This window comes from Alteriqipengyuania lutimaris (genome assembly GCF_003363135.1).
In the GTDB taxonomy this organism is placed as follows: domain Bacteria; phylum Pseudomonadota; class Alphaproteobacteria; order Sphingomonadales; family Sphingomonadaceae; genus Alteriqipengyuania; species Alteriqipengyuania lutimaris.
The window spans coordinates 999,309-1,016,013 of the sequence record NZ_QRBB01000001.1 but is presented as its reverse complement, the minus strand read 5'-3'; the positions used below and the strand labels follow the sequence as shown (position 1 = coordinate 1,016,013).

Below are 16,705 nucleotides of genomic sequence, written 5' to 3'. Positions count from 1 at the left end.
CGATAGACAGGCGTCGCAGGTATCGTCTACTGATGCATGTTAGCTTCGGGGTATTAGCTGGCAATACCCCCAATTACCCCCATCAGATTGCGAAATGTTCGCGCCGGAGCGCCAGCTCGCCCTCTCCGTAGAGGTAGTCAGGCGCAAAACCGGCATATTTTTCAAGCGCTGCGCGGTCAGCCACCGTCACCCGCCCGCGCTTGAACTCGGCCACGCCTTTTTCGCGCAATTCGCGCAGCGCCCGGTTGGCGTGGACGGCGGTCGCGCCGCTCATGTCCGCCAGGTCCGCCTGTGTGAGCGGGGTCCTGAAACCGTCGTTCCCGGCCATCCCGATCATCTCCAGCCGCCGCCAGAGTTCGGCAAAGATGTGCGCGATGCGCCCCGGCGTGGTCAATTGCTCCAGCTTCAGGATCCACTGCCGGTGCATCGCGGCATCGAGCAGGGTGGACGACCACAGCAGGCGTGCGAGGTTCGGCGCGTCGCGCAGAACCTCGCGCAGCTTCTCGTGCGGGACGTAGGCGAGCTTGGCCGGGCCGATCGTATCGACATTGTGATCCAGCCGCTTGAGCGCGAAGCAGTGCAGGTCGACGAAATCGCCGGGCACGTGCACGCTGAGCGCGGAGCGCCGCGTGCCGCTGCCATTGGTCCGCTCGAGCCCGCGAATGATGAAACCTTCCACCAGCAGCGTGCTGCGCCCGCAGGCCGTTCCGGACTCCACGATGCGCGAGCTGCTTTCGTAGGTCGCGACTTCCTCGGGCAGCTGCTCCAGCCTCTCGCGCTCTTCGCGGGTCAGCGTATCGCGCAGGCGGCCGAACAGAAAACGGCCGGTCAGCGGGAAATCCCGCATTTCGTCTTCGAGTGTCATAGCCCCTCCGGCCCCGTCCGGCGCCGACGATAGAATATTCTTCCGGCCTAGAACGTCCTGCGCGAAACGTCGAGGGGCCGCCCTCTTGCCGCGCGCGGTCTGCCTTGCCGATCGGGCAAAGGTTTCGCAAAGGTTACGCAAAGCTTGATATGCGACCGGGTCGGGTCCACCTCCCACACCAGTATGGACATGTTGACGAAGAATCCGCCCGCCGACCACAGCCCGATCTCCAGCACCGAAGCGCTGGACCGGCACGCCGTACGCCGCGCGTTCCGGCAGGAGGAGGAAGCCTGCGTCGAGGAACGCCTCGCGGAGGCGGCGGATTACAGCCGCGACCATGACCAGATCCATGCGTCCGCGGTCTCGCTCATCCGGGATGCCCGGCAACGCGACGTCGGCGGGATGGACGCATTCCTCTATCAGTACGGGCTCAACACGAAGGAAGGCATTGCGCTGATGTGCCTTGCCGAGGCGCTGCTGCGCGTGCCCGATGCGCGCACCGCCGATGCGCTGATCCGCGACAAGATCGGCGAGATCGACTGGCGCGAGCATCTCAACAAGTCCGATTCGACCTTCGTCAACGCCGCGACCTTCTCGCTCATGCTGACGGGTGAAGTGCTCGAAAAGCCCGATCTGCATCACAAGCGGATGGAACGCACCCTGCGCGGCGCGGCGAACCGCCTGGGCGAACCGGTGATCCGCAATGCGACCTGGCAGGCGATGCGCATCCTCGGCGGCCAGTTCGTCTTCGGCCGCAACATCGGCGAAGCGCTCAAGCGCGCGGGACCCGAGCGCGCCAAGGGCCTGACGCACAGCTTCGACATGCTGGGCGAGGCGGCGATGACCTTCGCCGACGCCGAACGCTACCGCAAATCCTATATCGAAGCGATCGAGCGCCTGCAGAGCGAGAGCGACGGCACGATCACCGGCAGCCCCGGCATCTCGGTGAAGCTGACCGCGCTTTATCCCAAGTACGACATCTTCCACGCGAAGAAGGCGGTCAGCACGCTGGTGCCGATCCTCAGCGATCTCGCCCGCCGTGCGCGCGACGCGAACATCCACTTCACGATCGACGCCGAAGAGGCCGACCGGCTCGAGCCTTCGCTCGACGTGATCGAGGCGATGGCCGCCGACGATTCGCTGTTCGTGCGGCCCGACGGCTCGCGCTGGGAAGGCTTCGGCCTCGCGGTGCAGGCCTACCAGAAGCGCGCGGTGCCGCTGTGCCGCTGGGTCATCGACCTGGCCGAAAAATACGATCGCAAGTTCATGGTCCGCCTGGTGAAGGGCGCGTACTGGGATACCGAAATCAAGGTGACGCAGGTGGCGGGGCTCGACGATTTCCCCGTCTTCACCCGCAAGGTCGCGACCGACGTATCCTTTATGGCCTGCGCCGACGTGCTGCTGGGCGCGCCGAACCGTATCTACGGCGCCTTTGCTACGCATAACGCCTATACCATCGCCGCGATCAAGCACCGCGCGGCGGCAGACACCAAGTTCGAATTCCAGCGCCTGCACGGCATGGGCGAAGAGCTTTACGCCGCGCTCGCCAAAGCAGAGGGCAACGACAAGACGCCCGTGCGCATCTACGCGCCGGTCGGCGGGCACAAGGACCTGCTGGCTTATCTGGTGCGGCGCCTGCTCGAAAACGGCGCCAACAGCTCCTTCGTGAACCGCATGGCCGACTCCAACCTGTCGGCCGAAGAGCTCGCGGGCGACCCCGTGGCCGAGCTTGCCGCGATGGAACCCAAGCGCAATCCCGCGATCCCGCTGCCCAAGGATATCTTCCCCGGGCGCAGGAACAGCGCCGGGATCGACCTCGCCGATCCGCTGGTGCGCCAGCCGCTGCTCAAGCGCCTGCACGACATGCGCGAACGGCAGTGGGAAGCCGCGCCGACCTTCAAGGCCGAGGTGCCGGGCGAGATCGCACCGATCACCGCCCCCTTCGACCACGGCATGCGGATCGGCACGCGGCGCGACGCGAGCGCGGAGGAAGTGGATGATGCACTCGCGCGCGCCGAAGCTATCCAGCCGGCCTGGGATGCGCTGGGCGGCGAGAAGCGCGCCCGCCTGCTCGAAGCGGCGGCGGACGAATTCGAAGCGCATACCGACGAGATCCTGTCGCTGTGCCAGCTCGAAGCGGGCAAGACGATCGTCGACTCGGTGCTCGAACTGCGCGAGGCGGTCGATTTCCTGCGCTATTATGCCGTGGAAGCGCGGCGCCTGTTTACGCAGCCGACCGAGCTGCCCGGCCCGACCGGCGAGCATAATTACCTGAAGCTGGCCGGACGCGGCGTGTTCGCGACGATCAGCCCGTGGAACTTCCCGCTCGCGATCTTCATCGGCCCCGCCGCGGCCGCGCTGGCGGCGGGCAACACGGTGGTTGCCAAGCCGGCGGAGCAGACCCCGCTGATCGCCGCGCTGGCGGTGGACCTGTGCCACAAGGCGGGCATCCCCAGGGAAGTCTTCCAGCTGCTGCCCGGCGGCGGCGAAGTCGGCCAGCTGATCACCAGCGACCAGCGCATCTCGGGCGTCTCCTTCACCGGCAGCACCGCGACCGCGCATGCCATCAACCGCTCGCTCGCCGCGCGCGAAGGCGCGATCGCCACGCTGATCGCGGAGACCGGCGGCCAGAACGCGATGATCGTCGATTCGACCGCGCTGCCCGAACAGGTGACGCGCGATGTCGTCGCATCCGCCTTCCAGAGCGCGGGCCAGCGCTGCTCGGCACAGCGTGTCCTGTACATCCAGGAAGACGTCTACGAGGAAATGCTGACGATGATCCGCGGCGCGTTCCAGGCGCTGACCGTGGGCGACCCGACCGATCTGGAGACCGATGTCGGCCCGGTGATCGACCACGACGCGCAGGCCGCGCTCGAACGGCACGTCGCGCGTTCGGCCACGATCGGCCGCACGATCTGGCGCGCCGAGGACGATCCGGCCTTCGCCCGCGGCAGCTTCGTGCTGCCCACGATCATCGAGATCGAAGGCATCGGCCATCTCCAGCGCGAGAATTTCGGTCCCGTGCTGCACGTCGCCAAGTTCAAGGCGAAGGATCTGGGCAAGGTCGTCGACGACATCAACGCGGTCGGCTTCGGCCTGACCTGCGGGTTGCACAGCCGCGTGGAGGAAACCCGCCGCCTGGTCGAATCGAAGATCAAGGTCGGCAATTTCTACGTCAACCGCAACCAGATCGGCGCGGTGGTCGAAAGCCAGCCCTTCGGCGGCGAAGGCCTGTCGGGCACCGGCCCCAAGGCGGGCGGCCCGCACTATGTCAGCCGCTTCGCGACCGAACGCGTGGTGACGGTGGACACGACCGCGGCGGGCGGCAACGCGACCTTGCTGGCAAGCCTCTGACGCAAAAGCATTCAGTTCCGCTTCACGCGCGAATCTGATAACGCGGCCGCCATGCTCAAGTCGCTCAAGCTGCTCGTCGCACTGGTCACGCTGTGCTGGTCCCATGTCGCCTTCGCGGACGTGCAGATGCACTTCCACTCGTTCGACGGGTCGGTCCTTTTCGGCCGCTACCCGCACGCCTTCGTGGTCCTCGAAGGCACGCTCGACGACGGCACGCGGGTGGACGAGAATTTCGGCTTCACCGCCAAGAACACCACTCCCGCCATTCTCAACGGCCCGGTCGAGCACACGATCATGACCGAGAGCGAGAAGAGCATCCGCAGCACCAACCGGCACTTCACCGTCACGCTCAGCGATGCGCAATATGCGCGGGTGAAGCGCGAGGTCGCCGCATGGCGCAACGCGCCGGGCAAGTTCTACGACCTCGACCGGCGCAACTGCATCCACTTCGTGGGCCGGATGGCGCAGCTCGCAGGACTCAAGGTGACCTACCCCGCCACCATGCTGCGGCGCCCCAAGATGTGGCTCAACCACGTGGCGAAGCTCAACCCGAAGCTCGGCGCGAAACAGCTCTAGCACGCCCGCGCGGCGGATAATCGGTCCGCATGGACTTGCGCTGGGGCATGGCGTTCCACATCACTCGGTCATGGCCATTCAATCGGACCGCTGGATTCGCGAGCAGGCGCAAAAGCACGGCATGATCGAACCGTTCGAGGAGGCGCAGCGGCGTGACGGCTGCATCTCCTACGGATTGTCGAGCTACGGCTACGACGCCCGCGTGGCGGACGAGTTCAAGATCTTCACCAACGTCAATTCGGCGACCGTCGACCCCAAGGCCTTCGACGCGAACAGCCTGGTCGACCGGCAGACCGACGTGTGCATCATCCCGCCCAACTCCTTCGCCCTGGCGCGCACGGTCGAATATTTCCGCGTGCCCGACGATGTCCTGGTTATCTGCCTCGGCAAGAGCACCTATGCGCGCTGCGGCATCATCGTGAACGTCACCCCGCTCGAGCCGGGCTGGGAAGGCCACGTGACGCTGGAATTTTCCAACACCACCCCCCTGCCCGCCAAGATCTACGCCAACGAAGGCGCGTGCCAGTTCCTGTTCCTGCAGGGCAACGAACGCTGCGAGACCAGCTACAAGGACCGCGCGGGCAAATATATGGGCCAGCGCGGGGTCACGCTGCCGCGGTTGTAGGGGGGAGAGTTCAGACGCAGCCACTTAACTGCCCTTTTGACGCAGAGCCGACTGTCCGCTTGCGACCCCATTGCGGACACTATCAGATACGCTCATCATCGCTTTGATGCAGGAATTTGTCGCGCATAACTCTCGTTGGCGTCTGGCTGCGATTTTTCTAATCGCGGCAGGCTTTGTCGCGCTCGGAATTTGGTTTGTTGGTGGGTTCGGCGAGGCTCCAAGCTCAACTAGGCGTCCTACCACCTACGGCATTGCCATTGGTTGGCTCTGCATATTTTTCTTTGGTCTATGCGCCCTCGCGATCGCCAAGAAATTCTTCGATGACCGGCCGCAGTTGCAGATCGGTCCCTCAGGAATACAGTGGTGTCCATGGTCCGACGACATCATTCCGTGGTCGGAGATATCGGATGTGACTTCTTGGAGTTACAACGGTCAGAATACCATCGTCTTGCACCTAAACGAGCCCACCTGCTTCCCGGGGCGAGGCCTAGCCGCAAAGCTAAGGGGGGCAAGTCGAATGCTGACAGGTGGCGACATTGCCATTTCTTTGACGGGCACCGATCGTGGCTATGATGAAGCTATGGCAGCGATAGCCTCGTATAGAAGTCCCAAGACCTGACTTACTGGTGTCCGCTCCCCACCCACTTCCCGCCCTTCTAGTATAAATTGGCAACGAGACGGTAGCGGAGGTCACAGAGCCCCGGCGATTGCGCGATGCCCTATCCATTCCCCATTTTCCTACTCGCAGCGCGCCTGCGATGGTGCACCAGCCATGACTGCCGCATTCCTCCAGCGCCCCATGCCGGTTATCGATCCGCTTTCGCGCGCAGGTGCGGAATCTCCCGCCAAAAAACGGCAAAGTGTCGCCTTCAGCCCGTATGGCCTTGTTTCCCCACGAGCTTTTCAGGGTGACACTCGGGTGACACGTGTCACCCTTGTCACCGCGCGCATGTCGCCGTCATTCGCTCGTCTATGGGCGAAGGCTGGCAGTGCGACGCAGGTTGGGGGCGGTGCAGCTTTGACTCGCCAGCCCTTCCAAAGCACACACACCTCACACCTCCGTCATTCCCGGGAATGCGGGAATCCCGCTTCTGCTTATGGTGCGCGCCATCCAGTCAAGCGGGACCCCCGCCTGCGCGGGGGTGACGTGGGAGAGATGAAGGCCTGCAAAGGCCTCGGTGCGAACGGGAATGAGGATTGAGATATGGCACGAGAATTCGACATCGTGATCTACGGCGCAACCGGGTATACCGGGCGCCTCGTCGCCGAGCATTTCCTGCGCGAATATGGCGACAGGCCCGATGCTCCCACATGGGCGATGGCGGGTCGCAATCCGGACAAGCTGGCCGAGGTGAAGCGCGAAATCGGCGCGCCCGACTCCACCCCCACGATCGTCGCCGATGCCGCCGACGCCACCAGTCTCGCGCAGATGTGCGAGCAGGCGAAGGTCATCATCACCACGGTCGGGCCGTACCAGCTCTATGGCGAACCGCTGCTCGCCGCCTGCGCCAAGTCCGGCACGCATTATGCCGACCTGTGCGGAGAGCCCGCGTGGATGCGGCAGATGATCGACAAGTATCACGAGGACGCGAAGGCCAGCGGGGCGCGGATCAGCTTTTCCTCGGGCTTCGATTCGATCCCCTTCGATCTGGGCGTGCTGATGCTGCAGAAAGAGGCGCAGGACCGGTTCGGTAAGCCCTGCAGCCGCGTGCGCGGGCGCGTGCGGGCGATGAAAGGCACCTTCAGCGGCGGCACCGCCGCCAGCCTTGCCGAGAGCATGAAGGCGATGGCGCGCGATCCCTCGCTCATAAAGATCATGCGCAGCCCCTTCGGCCTGACGCCCGGTTTCGAAGGGCCCGATCAGGCGAACGGCATGATCCCCAAATACGAGAGCGATCTGGGCAAGTGGGCCGCGCCCTTCGTGATGGCGCCGATCAACACCAAGAACGTCCACCGCACCAATTTCCTGCGCGGGCACCCTTACGGCGAGGATTTCCGCTACGACGAGATGGTGCTGACCAGCCCCGGGGAAGCGGGCAAGGCGGCGGCCAATGCAGCTGCCGAGATGATGAAGAACCCCTTCGGTTCCAAGCCGCCCAAGCCGGGCGAAGGCCCCACGCCCGAAGAGCGCGAGAACGGCTATTACGACGTCCTCTTCGTGGGCGAGACTGCCGCTGGCGAAACGCTGCGCTACGCGGTCAAGGGCCGCTACGATCCGGGCTATGGCTCGACCAGCCGCATGATCGGCGAGACGGGTATCGCGCTCCTCGAAAGCGATGCGCCGGGCGGAATCGGGACGCCGGGCTCGATCCTCGGCGAGGATCTGGTCGTGCGGCTGCGCGAACACGCCGCGCTAACCTTCGCGGTCGAGGAATAGCTTTTCGGCGAATCGCAAACGGGGCGTGGCAACGGAGAAAGGTTCGAGATGGCGTTTCTTGCTTCGGTCTTCGGGCGCATCCTATTGGCGCTGATCTTCATCGTCTCGGGGGTCACCAAGGTGATGAACGTGGCGCAGACGCAGGCCTTCATCGACAAGGCGATCGCCCTGCCGGCCGATATCGCGCTGCCGGTGGGCATCTTCGAGCTGGTGTTCGGCGTCTTCCTCGCGATCGGCTTCATGACGCGGATCAGCAGCGTGCTACTGTGCGGCTTCAAACTGGCGACGATCGTCGTCTTCCACAGCGAGGTGTCGGAACCGGCAGTGCTCCAGGCCGCGCTGCGCAATCTGGCGATCGCGGGCGGGCTGCTGATGGTCTTCGCCTACGGGCAGGCTCGCGGTTCGCTCGACATCTGGCGCGAGCGTGATCGGGCCCGGCGGGCGGAGATCCGCGCGGCGAAGGCGCAGGCGCGCGAGAAAGGCGCGCGCGAGGCCGAAGCGCGGCTGGCCGCCGAACCGTCCGGCGGCTGAGCGCGGCGCGAACGAAAAACGGGGCGGCCTCTCGCGAAGCCGCCCCGGTCCGGGCCGGAGGAGGGGGGAGGTCCGGCCTAGAAGCTGAAGCGCGCGCTGACCGAGAGGTTGCGCCCGGGCAGCGGCACGTAATCGCGGGTGAAGCTGGTGGCGCGGCGGCCTTCCTGGTCGAAGATGTTCTCCACCTTCGCCAGCAGGGTGACATTGCTGTCGCCGCGCACCGGGCGCCAGGCGACCGATGCGTTGACGAAGGTGAAGGCGTCGGTTGTGCTTTCGAAGGCGGGCACGTCGTTCTGCTCGCCGAAATATTCGACCTCGCCGCGGATGTCGAAGGCCCCCGTCTGCACCGTGAGCGCGCCCATCAGGCCCAGCGGCGGGATGCGCGGAACGGGCGAACCGTCGTCGAGCTCGGCCTCCACGTACTCGGCGCTCGCTTCGCCGATGACCGCGAAACCGTCGCTCTCGACGAGGGGCAGGCTGAATTCCGCCTCGACGCCCAGATAGCGCGCATCCTGCTGGAGGTAGGCGAACAGCGGGATCGCTTCCTCGTCGCCGTCCGGGACCGCATCGCCTTCCTCGTCGACGAAGCTGCCGGTGTTGTCGAGGTAGATGTAATCGTCGAACCAGCTGCCGAAGACGGTCAGGTTCACGCTCGCCGGGCCAAGATTGCCGCGGACGAAGCCTTCAAGGCCCCAGGCGCGCTCGATGTCGAGGTCGACATCGCCGACCTCGTACTGGCCGGTCGCGACGTGCGGGCCATTGGCGAACAGCTCCTCGCCCGCCGGTGCGCGGCCCACGCGCGATCCGTTCACGCCGATCCGCAAACCGTCGAGATCGTACGAGAGGCCGAGCGCGCCCGAGAGGATGTCGAACTGCCGGTCGACGCCCAGCGTGACGGACGACGCACTGTTCGTTTCGAAGCGGCCTGCACCCTCGACCTGCAGATTGCCGAAGCTCAGTTCCTGCAGCGTGAAGAAGCCGAACTGCTCTGTCTCGTTAGGCGCGACGAACGCTTCTTCGCCCACCGCCTCGAAATCGCGGATGTAGAACTGCGCGCCGAAGGACCCGCGCAGATTGCCGAGCGGGTTCTGCACGAATTCGGCGCGGCCTTCGAAGCCGGAGACATCGAATACGGTGCCGACCTCGCCGCCTTCATATTCGGTGTGCGTGTAGTCGCTGTAGCCGACGCGGGTCACGAGCCGGCCGAGGAAACCCGAGCCCAGCTCGATATCGCCGCTGTAGTCGGCACGGAACTGCTGGAGGCCGATCGATACGCCCTCTTCGCCGTGCTCCTCGCCTTCGTGGTCTTCTTCACCCTCTTCCTCGTGGTGATGGCCGCCCGTCGGGTTCTCGGGCACGCCGTAGAGCGTGTCGTAATAGCCCGCGCCGAAGCCGAAGCGGCTGCCGTTCCTGATGAGCGAAAGGCCTCCGTTGACCGAATAGGTCTCGACGAAGGTGTTGGGCACGACGCCGCGCGCATTGGCCTGCTCGCGCAGTTCCTCGGCTTCTTCCAGCTCGCCCTCGCCTTCCTCCGCGGCGGCATCGGCAAGCAGGTCTGCGCGCAGATCTTCGGTGAGCGCGTAGCCGGGGATCTTCACATCGCCGGCATCGAGGTAGCTGCCGTCGACGTGGGCCACGAAGCCGCCGCCCAGCGGCGCGTCGACCGATGCGCCCACACGGTATTCGTCGTTGACCGAATCGTAGCTTGCCAGACCGTCGACATGGATCGGCTCGTCCGGGATGCTGCGCGGAATGCGCTTGTCGATCACGTTGACCGCGCCGCCGATCGCCTGGCTGCCGTAGAGCAGCACGGCGGGCCCGCGCAGAACCTCGATCCGCTCGACCGTCAGCGGGTCGATGCTGACCGCGTGGTCGTCCGAGGTGTTGGAGGCGTCGAGCGTTCCGACGCCGTCGGTCAGGACTCGGATACGCTCGCCGCCGAAACCGCGCAGGATCGGGCGCGAGGCGCCGGGGGAGAAGCCCGTGCCCGAAACGCCGGGCAGGCTTTCGAGGATCTCGCCGACCTGCCCGTCCATATTGCTCTGAAGCTCCAGACCCTCGACGACCGAGGTGCCCGCCAGCACGTCCAGATCCTGGATCGATCGCCCGGCACTGACGATGATGTCGACGCCGCCATCGGCGCGATTGTGGAAATCGTCGTCCACATCCTCGCTGCCCGGATTGGTCTGCGCCTCGGGCTCGGCCTGCTGAGCCTGAACGCTCTGCGGCACGAGCGCGATTGCGAGAGCGAGCAGCGGGAGGCTGCCGGTTGCGGTCTTCTTCATTGAATGGGCGATCCCGTGAGTTAGTGATAATATATCATCCGCCGCTAGCAGCGCGATCGGGCTGGCGCAACCCCGCTGCGAGGGCGCTGGTCCGGTCTCGTCAGCCGCCGGTCGGTTTGTCGGGTTACGGGACGAAAGCGTGATCCGATGGCCGCGCGGGCGCGATTCGTGCGCGACGCGTCGCGGCGCCGGAAAATCCGGCCCGCAAACACGGGACAATCGATGTCGCAGAAAATGGAGCGGGCGAGGCGATTCGAACGCCCGACCCCAACCTTGGCAAGGAATCGCGCCAATCGGCGCTTAGGCCAGCTTTTCCTTGGGTTGCGGGAGTGTTTCGATTCCGGCTTGTACGCGTCCTGTACGAGATGCGGCCAAGATCTTGGCCTCGGCATCCTCGGCGTGGGTATAGGTTTCGTCGAACACGCGGCTCGATCGCGACCACCCGCCGTAGGCCTTCGCAGCCTCGCTATCGACGCCCTGGCGGACCTTCATTTCCTGCCCGTAGCCGTGGCGGCCCGCCTCGTGGAACGACAGCGGTTCAATGCCCGCCGCCTCGATCGCCTTATTCCATTCCTTGCGCGGCCCACCGCGATCGGCGTAGCCGAACACGCGCAAATTCGCCGGGCGGCGATCCCAGCCCCGGGGGACGCGCGGCGCGATCCCCTCCAGCTTTGCCACGAGGTAATCCGGGATCGTGATCCAGCGATCGTCGAGCCCCTTGGCGCCGGGAATGCACACGCGAGCATTGGCAAGGTCGAGATGCTTGTGCGGGTGCATGGCGATCGCCTGCCCTACCCGCGCCCCGGTGACGAACATCAGCAGTGCCAGCGCCTCGACCCGCGGGGGAGCGTGGGCGCAGAACTTCGTCAGCCATGGCCAGCTTCCCGGCCGCCGCTCGCGCCGGCTCCTGCGCCCTCGCCGCTTGTCCTGGTCGAGCCTTTCCTTCTGCGTGTAGGCGCGGATCCTGATCGGGTTGCAGCGCTTGCGATCGCGATGGTGCAGGTGATTGATCACCGCGCGCACCGGCGTGATGACCTGTCGGTGCCAGAGATCGGTGCCGGTGTGGGGATAGAGAACCCGGCCAAGATCGCGCACCTGTTCGGGCGTGATGTCGTTCACCGGCATGTCGCCGATCTGTTCGACGATCGGGATCAGGAACTTGGCTGTCAGCGGGTCCGCATCATAGGCGATTACCGCATCGGCGAAGGTCAGCGGCCGTTCTGCCGCCTCTTCGCCGATAAGGAATGCACGGATGCGATGCTCTTCTTCTTCCCGGCACCAGTCCCATGCGCCCGCTTCCGAAGCTGCTCCAGTGCTACAGCGGATGTACCGCCCGATCTTGCGGCCGTTGTATTCGATGCGGCCGCGCGCCCAGCAGGTAGAGCCACGGGCGTAGGGTTCGAGGGGCATTGTTCACCTGCCTTGAGAATCGCGTCCATCTGCGCGGGGGTGATAATCATCGCTCGACCGAGCCTGTGGCAAGCCCCCAGCTCGTTCGCGCGCTGGCGCAGCGTGCGTTCGGACACTTCGATCCCGCGCTCGCCGAGGATTTCGACCCACTTGGCGGGTGGTTTGCCCGCGTCGAGCGTCTGGCAGCCGGTCGTCATTTCCGCTCCCGCAGCGGAACGATGCCCTTGTAGACGGGATCGGGATGGTTGCAGCTGGTCAGGCGGCAGGCCGCGCAGGTCGCGGCGGGCTGATGTACCGCGCGGCGCGCGCCCGCCGGGCTTTCGCTGTCGATCGTGACCGTCATCGGACCAGCCCCATGCCGGCGGCGAGAGCGATGACCAGGATGAAGGCCAGCGCACCCCCTGCGACGGCGACGGCGATGCGGCGGCGCATTTCGCGGCGGTCCTTTCGGTCCCAGTAACGGTCGGGTGTGTCGAAGGTCATGACAGAACTCCGTTGAGGGTGAGGCCGAACACGATCCGGTCGATCATGTGGAGCACCAGCAGCATGCCGGTGGCGGTGGCGAGGAAGGCGAGCGCGTCCTGCGCGAGGTCGAGCAGGCGGGGGATCATGCGGCCATCTCCATCGGTGGTCGCTCACGCGCCGGAAGCGGGACGACGCCGGCGGCGATGGCGATGATCAGGAGGACCGAGACGCGGCGGCAGTTCGCCTCGCTCGTGTCGGCGCGGGCCTTGCCGCGGGCGGTGGCGAGTGCGCGGCGCAGCTCGCCCTGCCAGGCGCTGCGGTGGATGAAATCCTCGGGCGCGTAGTGGAAGGTGGCGGGCTCACCCGCGCGATGGGGCGGATAGGCGAGCTTCGTGTGACCGACCAGCTGGGGCAGCTCGCGGTGCGCGCCGCAGGCGGCGGCGATCGCGAGCCAGCAGGCCCGCAGGGTGCGCGCCTGACCGGCATCGATCCGCGCGGCATCCTCCGCCTCGTCGATCATGGCGATGCGGCGGGTGGTTTCCTGCGCGGCGATGATTGCGGCGGCGCGGGTCATGCCCGAGATTTCCGCTTCGTGCGGCGCGGCTTCGGCTTCCGGGCGACCGAGGCATCGAACGCCTCACCCTCGGTCGCGAAGAGATCGTCGAGTGCGATGGTTGTGTTGCCGCTCGCATCGCGGTTGCGCAGTTCGTGCGCGCGCGGCTCGCGGCGGACGAGCGCGGTACCGTCCGCATTGTGGCGGATGATGGTGACCGGATCGGCGGTGCCGACGCAGTAGCCCCGACTGCCTGCGTGGGGGAATTCGGAAATGGTGGCGAGCATGATGGTCTCCCTTGCGATGGCGGCGGGAGATAATGATGGGTTTTACCATCGTCAATAACAAATGGCGGGAATACCCATCGGAGTTGTGTTGGGGCGGGTCGTGCCGCAATGTTCCGGCAACAGGGGAGGTCAAAAATGTCCGACGAAGGCGGGGGCGAGGGAAAAAAGTCCGGCAAACTTGGCAAGGGTTGCCTGGTCGCAGGCGGAGCCTTTTTCGGACTGGTAGTACTCGGGGTTCTGTTTGGCCCAGATCCGGAAGAGACCGAGGGTGCCGAGACTGTGGCGACCGCGGCGCCTAATACGGCAGAGCTCAGCGACACCGAGCAGGCCGACATTGCGCAGTGGTATCTTCAGCTCACCACCCGGATGCAGGGATGCGACAGCAGGATAGGCGAGCTGGGCACCGCGATGACTGCGGTCGGCGACGGGTCGGGCGATGTCTATAGTGGCTACCGCGTCGCCCGCGAAGCCGAGAGCGGCTGCGAATCGGCCTGGTCTGCATATCGCGAGATCTCGCTGCCCGAAGTGCTCGAACCATTCGAAGAAGAGGCTGATGAAGCCCGCGAATCGTGCCAGATTGCTGCCATGCTCAAAGGCGATGCTGCGGGGAAGGCAGCTGAGTTGTTCGATGGCGACATGCGCCCCTCGGTTGTCGAGGGCATCCGATCCGATCTGGATAGCGCGAACTCTGCGACACTTGCATGTGCGGCCGGGGGAGCGGCGGTTGCGACCAAGGCGGGCGCCGACCTCGACCAACTGCTGGGAGACGAAGCAAGCTAGGGGGAACTGCGTATGGCAGAGGAGCCGAGCAACAAGGCTAAGGCAATCGGCTGCGCGGTCGGTGTCATCATCGCGGCGACATTGCTTGCCGCGACGCTAAGAGGGATTTGGAACACTCCGGAAGATAGACTGCTCGCGCGCTATAGCGACGATCGGAGGGGTGAAACCTCAACGACCGAAGGCATGATCGTTGATGACACGATGGCCGAAGACACGATGGCCGAAGATGCAATGGCCGAAGACGCGATCGTCGATGACAAGATGATCGAAGATACGGTGGTCGATGAGGCGATGACCGAAATAGTCCGAATGGAGCGCGAAGGTGAGTTGACCGAGCGAATATTCGAAGCTCTGCCGGTCCGTGAGAGCGAGTTCAATCAGCTTCAGACCGTGCGCTACAACCAGCCCGAGACCGTCCGGCTCGTCCTCAATCCGCAAGGCGAGAAGTTCCAGGAGCTGATCGGGTTGAGCGGCAAAAAGGTGTCGCGAGCGGACCCTATGGCGAACTTGGTCGAAGTCGAGCTCACGACCGGAGATTCCGACGTCTCGATCGCGCCAGATCGCGCGAGGCGGGTGACGGTACTGCCGAACCGTTCGACCACGGTCGAATGGTCGGTCAGGGCCGAGCGCACCGAAGATTTCACACTGCGGCTAATCGCACGGAACATCATCGATTATGGCGGCCGGTCCATACCCGACGAGGACAGAAAAATCTACGAGAAGCCGATGCAGGTAGAGGTCACCAATGTCGACCTCTTGCATCACTACGTAACTTCACCCGCTACGATTTGGGGCTTTATCGGGGTGCTGATCGCACTGATCGCCCTCGCCTGGACGATACACCACGGGCGCAAGACCACGCGCGATAAGCAAGATGGATGAGGCCGGGGTCGTTCAGCAGACTGGAATCACGGCAGGTGGCCCGCCGACGGGACGGATCAACCGAACAGCAGCTCGGTCTGCGGCATGATGCGATGGACGCGTTGGACCTTGCTGAGCGGCAGGGTGAAGGTGAGTGCCGGATTGTACTGCTCTAGAACGATTTCCTGCGCGTTGCGGCGGACGAGCTTCTTGACGAGCACGCTGACCACCTCGTCGCTGTCGCCAGAATTGAGCTGGACCAGTACGTATTCTCCCGGGCCGGGCGGGCGATTGGGATCGACCAGGCCGACCTCGCCGGCGTAGAAGCGTGGCTCCATCGACGATCCGTGGAAATAGATGGCATAGACGCCACGCCGACCGGCCAGCATCGCGGGACGGCGGATATAGCGAACGTGGAAATCGGGATCGAAGCTGGAGCGCTCGATGGCGACTTCCCGCCCCTGATCATCGGTCACCGACAGATCCGCGCAGTCACCGGTTCCCATCAAGGGAATCGGCTCGCTTGCGTTGCGATCGCGGTCAAAATCAATCTCGCCCGCGCCGATCGAGACTTCGCTTTTGAGTTGATCGGGGGAAGCCGCCTCGCCGAGCAAATATTCGGTCGACGTTTCCAGAGCTTTTGCCAACGCATGTAGCCGGGCCGAGGAAGGCACGTTGAAACGATCCGGATCGAGAAGATCGCGGACGTAACCAGTGTTCGCACCGATTGCGACGCTCACGGCGCGCATCGATTTGCCGGTCTTCTCGAGCCGTTCGCGAATGCGCGACGGCAGGATTTCCGCCAGTTCTGCCATTGGCGGGTTTTCCCACGAAATCCCGCTCACGGGAATAGTGGGAATTCCCGGTTGACAGGCGATGGGGATACCCATCATACGTACCGCCCATGCACAAGCCCGCACCCCCTCTTTCGCTTGTCGACCGTCTGCGAACAGCCGCCGACGCGTGGGCCCAAGAATCCGATGCCACTCTGGCGAAGCTCGGTCGGGTTGTGGTGAACCACAGCGGGTTCTTCAACGACCTCGACCGGATGCCGCGCGGCCCCAGCACGGACACGCTCGAGAAGTTCGCGCGCTACCTGATCGATCCGGCGAACTGGCCTGAGGGTGCGGTTTCGCAGGAGGCGGTCGAGCTGGCTCATGTGGTAGGCGTTACCGCCGAAACCAGCACTCCGTCTTCGATAAAGACGGATGATGTTTCTCTCCTCCCTTCGACAGGCTCAGGACAGGAGAGGGAGCGCGCGGCATGAGCGCGTTCGGGCGCCTCAAGCGCGCGACCCGCGCCGCCATCGCGCTTTGCGGCGGGATCGACGGTGCGCGGGCGACGGTCGATCGCGTCGGGCAGGCCCAGGTGGGGCGGTGGAACAATCTCAACCATGCCGACCTGCCGATGGTGCACGATGCGCTGGCGCTGGACGAGATCGCCATCGCCGAGGGCCGCGTGCCGCCGATCCTGACTGCGCTTGCCGCCGAGCTTGGGCATGTCGCGATCCGCCTGCCCGATCCCGACATGGGCGCGGACGCGGTGACCGGCGCGATGATCGCGGTGACCTGCGAGGTCGGCGATATCGCCGCGCGCCTGCGCGACGCGCTGAGCGACGGCACGTTCGAACGGATGGAGCGGAACGATGTCGCGCGCGAGATCGATGACGCGCAGGCCGCGCTGGCGCGGATGAAGGCGCTGGTGCTGCCTCCGCAAGACAAGGGGCGCGAATGAAC

The 16,705-nt window shown here is 65.1% G+C and carries 19 protein-coding genes; 10 read left to right on the top strand and 9 right to left on the bottom strand.

Going from position 1 to position 16,705, the window contains the following annotated elements; all coding sequences use genetic code 11:
* Positions 1 to 82: 82 nt before the first annotated feature.
* On the bottom strand, positions 83 to 865 hold the full coding sequence (locus DL238_RS05040; RefSeq protein WP_115491262.1) for a Crp/Fnr family transcriptional regulator: 783 nt from the start codon (positions 863 to 865) through the stop codon (positions 83 to 85).
* Between the two features lie 183 nt (positions 866 to 1,048).
* Between DL238_RS05040 and putA the strand changes: the two genes are divergently transcribed.
* The 6 genes from putA (at position 1,049) to DL238_RS05015 (ending at position 8,328) form a co-directional block, all read left to right on the top strand.
* Positions 1,049 to 4,219: a bifunctional proline dehydrogenase/L-glutamate gamma-semialdehyde dehydrogenase PutA gene (gene putA / locus DL238_RS05035; protein ID WP_115491261.1), complete on the top strand. Its 3,171-nt coding sequence runs from the start codon at positions 1,049 to 1,051 to the stop codon at positions 4,217 to 4,219.
* A 51-nt stretch (positions 4,220 to 4,270) separates the two neighbouring features.
* Positions 4,271 to 4,795, top strand: coding sequence for a hypothetical protein (locus DL238_RS05030; protein ID WP_115491260.1), 525 nt, complete (start codon positions 4,271 to 4,273; stop codon positions 4,793 to 4,795).
* A gap of 70 nt (positions 4,796 to 4,865) precedes the next feature.
* A complete protein-coding gene (gene dcd / locus DL238_RS05025) occupies positions 4,866 to 5,420 on the top strand; it encodes a dCTP deaminase (RefSeq protein ID WP_115491259.1) in 555 nt (184 codons plus the stop codon).
* A 106-nt stretch (positions 5,421 to 5,526) separates the two neighbouring features.
* On the top strand, positions 5,527 to 6,039 hold the full coding sequence (locus DL238_RS15910; RefSeq protein WP_147290993.1) for an STM3941 family protein: 513 nt from the start codon (positions 5,527 to 5,529) through the stop codon (positions 6,037 to 6,039).
* A gap of 585 nt (positions 6,040 to 6,624) precedes the next feature.
* Positions 6,625 to 7,797: a saccharopine dehydrogenase family protein gene (locus tag DL238_RS05020; protein ID WP_115491258.1), complete on the top strand. Its 1,173-nt coding sequence runs from the start codon at positions 6,625 to 6,627 to the stop codon at positions 7,795 to 7,797.
* Positions 7,798 to 7,845: 48 nt separating this feature from the next.
* Complete coding sequence (locus DL238_RS05015; RefSeq protein ID WP_115491257.1) at positions 7,846 to 8,328, top strand: DoxX family protein; 483 nt, start codon at positions 7,846 to 7,848, stop codon at positions 8,326 to 8,328.
* A 77-nt stretch (positions 8,329 to 8,405) separates the two neighbouring features.
* Here the strand turns inward: DL238_RS05015 and DL238_RS05010 are convergent, their stop codons facing one another.
* The 7 genes from DL238_RS05010 to DL238_RS04990 form a co-directional block, all read right to left on the bottom strand.
* Positions 8,406 to 10,613, bottom strand: a complete 2,208-nt coding sequence (locus DL238_RS05010) for a TonB-dependent receptor (RefSeq protein WP_115491256.1) — start codon at positions 10,611 to 10,613, stop codon at positions 8,406 to 8,408.
* Between the two features lie 300 nt (positions 10,614 to 10,913).
* Positions 10,914 to 12,023 (bottom strand): tyrosine-type recombinase/integrase, encoded by a 1,110-nt coding sequence (locus DL238_RS05000; protein WP_115491255.1) that lies wholly within the window; start codon positions 12,021 to 12,023, stop codon positions 10,914 to 10,916.
* A gap of 193 nt (positions 12,024 to 12,216) precedes the next feature.
* Positions 12,217 to 12,366 (bottom strand): hypothetical protein, encoded by a 150-nt coding sequence (locus tag DL238_RS16055; protein ID WP_181883830.1) that lies wholly within the window; start codon positions 12,364 to 12,366, stop codon positions 12,217 to 12,219.
* Positions 12,363 to 12,506, bottom strand: coding sequence for a hypothetical protein (locus DL238_RS16050; RefSeq protein WP_181883829.1), 144 nt, complete (start codon positions 12,504 to 12,506; stop codon positions 12,363 to 12,365). The genes DL238_RS16055 and DL238_RS16050 overlap by 4 nt, the downstream gene beginning before the upstream one ends.
* On the bottom strand, positions 12,503 to 12,634 hold the full coding sequence (locus tag DL238_RS16500) for a hypothetical protein (protein ID WP_267897121.1): 132 nt from the start codon (positions 12,632 to 12,634) through the stop codon (positions 12,503 to 12,505). Before DL238_RS16500 ends, DL238_RS16050 begins: the two co-directional genes overlap by 4 nt.
* A complete protein-coding gene (locus DL238_RS04995) occupies positions 12,631 to 13,062 on the bottom strand; it encodes a hypothetical protein (protein WP_115491254.1) in 432 nt (143 codons plus the stop codon). The genes DL238_RS16500 and DL238_RS04995 overlap by 4 nt, the downstream gene beginning before the upstream one ends.
* Positions 13,059 to 13,328 (bottom strand): hypothetical protein, encoded by a 270-nt coding sequence (locus DL238_RS04990; RefSeq protein WP_115491253.1) that lies wholly within the window; start codon positions 13,326 to 13,328, stop codon positions 13,059 to 13,061. The genes DL238_RS04995 and DL238_RS04990 overlap by 4 nt, the downstream gene beginning before the upstream one ends.
* A 135-nt stretch (positions 13,329 to 13,463) precedes the next feature.
* Here DL238_RS04990 and DL238_RS04985 point away from each other — a divergent pair, with 135 nt between their 5' ends.
* Positions 13,464 to 14,108 (top strand): hypothetical protein, encoded by a 645-nt coding sequence (locus tag DL238_RS04985; protein ID WP_115491252.1) that lies wholly within the window; start codon positions 13,464 to 13,466, stop codon positions 14,106 to 14,108.
* Between the two features lie 12 nt (positions 14,109 to 14,120).
* A complete protein-coding gene (locus DL238_RS04980; protein WP_147290992.1) occupies positions 14,121 to 14,990 on the top strand; it encodes a hypothetical protein in 870 nt (289 codons plus the stop codon).
* Between the two features lie 56 nt (positions 14,991 to 15,046).
* Here DL238_RS04980 and DL238_RS04975 read toward each other — a convergent pair whose 3' ends face one another.
* Positions 15,047 to 15,784: a S24 family peptidase gene (locus tag DL238_RS04975; protein WP_234030969.1), complete on the bottom strand. Its 738-nt coding sequence runs from the start codon at positions 15,782 to 15,784 to the stop codon at positions 15,047 to 15,049.
* A gap of 89 nt (positions 15,785 to 15,873) precedes the next feature.
* Between DL238_RS04975 and DL238_RS04970 the strand changes: the two genes are divergently transcribed.
* Positions 15,874 to 16,236: a hypothetical protein gene (locus DL238_RS04970; RefSeq protein ID WP_115491249.1), complete on the top strand. Its 363-nt coding sequence runs from the start codon at positions 15,874 to 15,876 to the stop codon at positions 16,234 to 16,236.
* Positions 16,233 to 16,703 carry a phage regulatory CII family protein gene (locus DL238_RS04965; RefSeq protein ID WP_115491248.1) on the top strand — a complete coding sequence of 157 codons (471 nt, stop codon included), beginning with the start codon at positions 16,233 to 16,235 and terminating at the stop codon, positions 16,701 to 16,703. The genes DL238_RS04970 and DL238_RS04965 overlap by 4 nt, the downstream gene beginning before the upstream one ends.
* The last annotated feature ends 2 nt before the right edge of the window (positions 16,704 to 16,705 follow it).

Bases quoted from the DNA above. Each gene is read 5' to 3' on its own strand.
- DL238_RS04980 (WP_147290992.1), top strand. From the start codon at position 14,121: ATGGCAGAGGAGCCGAGCAACAAGGCTAAGGCAATCGGCTGCGCGGTC.
- DL238_RS05040 (WP_115491262.1), bottom strand. From the start codon at position 865: ATGACACTCGAAGACGAAATGCGGGATTTCCCGCTGACCGGCCGTTTT.
- putA (WP_115491261.1), top strand. From the start codon at position 1,049: ATGGACATGTTGACGAAGAATCCGCCCGCCGACCACAGCCCGATCTCC.
- DL238_RS05020 (WP_115491258.1), top strand. From the start codon at position 6,625: ATGGCACGAGAATTCGACATCGTGATCTACGGCGCAACCGGGTATACC.
- DL238_RS04975 (WP_234030969.1), bottom strand. From the start codon at position 15,784: ATGGCAGAACTGGCGGAAATCCTGCCGTCGCGCATTCGCGAACGGCTC.
- DL238_RS05000 (WP_115491255.1), bottom strand. From the start codon at position 12,023: ATGCCCCTCGAACCCTACGCCCGTGGCTCTACCTGCTGGGCGCGCGGC.
- DL238_RS16500 (WP_267897121.1), bottom strand. From the start codon at position 12,634: ATGATCCCCCGCCTGCTCGACCTCGCGCAGGACGCGCTCGCCTTCCTC.
- DL238_RS16055 (WP_181883830.1), bottom strand. From the start codon at position 12,366: ATGACGGTCACGATCGACAGCGAAAGCCCGGCGGGCGCGCGCCGCGCG.
- dcd (WP_115491259.1), top strand. From the start codon at position 4,866: ATGGCCATTCAATCGGACCGCTGGATTCGCGAGCAGGCGCAAAAGCAC.
- DL238_RS05030 (WP_115491260.1), top strand. From the start codon at position 4,271: ATGCTCAAGTCGCTCAAGCTGCTCGTCGCACTGGTCACGCTGTGCTGG.
- DL238_RS04995 (WP_115491254.1), bottom strand. From the start codon at position 13,062: ATGACCCGCGCCGCCGCAATCATCGCCGCGCAGGAAACCACCCGCCGC.
- DL238_RS05010 (WP_115491256.1), bottom strand. From the start codon at position 10,613: ATGAAGAAGACCGCAACCGGCAGCCTCCCGCTGCTCGCTCTCGCAATC.
- DL238_RS04965 (WP_115491248.1), top strand. From the start codon at position 16,233: ATGAGCGCGTTCGGGCGCCTCAAGCGCGCGACCCGCGCCGCCATCGCG.
- DL238_RS16050 (WP_181883829.1), bottom strand. From the start codon at position 12,506: ATGACCTTCGACACACCCGACCGTTACTGGGACCGAAAGGACCGCCGC.
- DL238_RS04990 (WP_115491253.1), bottom strand. From the start codon at position 13,328: ATGCTCGCCACCATTTCCGAATTCCCCCACGCAGGCAGTCGGGGCTAC.
- DL238_RS04985 (WP_115491252.1), top strand. From the start codon at position 13,464: ATGTCCGACGAAGGCGGGGGCGAGGGAAAAAAGTCCGGCAAACTTGGC.
- DL238_RS15910 (WP_147290993.1), top strand. From the start codon at position 5,527: ATGCAGGAATTTGTCGCGCATAACTCTCGTTGGCGTCTGGCTGCGATT.
- DL238_RS05015 (WP_115491257.1), top strand. From the start codon at position 7,846: ATGGCGTTTCTTGCTTCGGTCTTCGGGCGCATCCTATTGGCGCTGATC.
- DL238_RS04970 (WP_115491249.1), top strand. From the start codon at position 15,874: ATGCACAAGCCCGCACCCCCTCTTTCGCTTGTCGACCGTCTGCGAACA.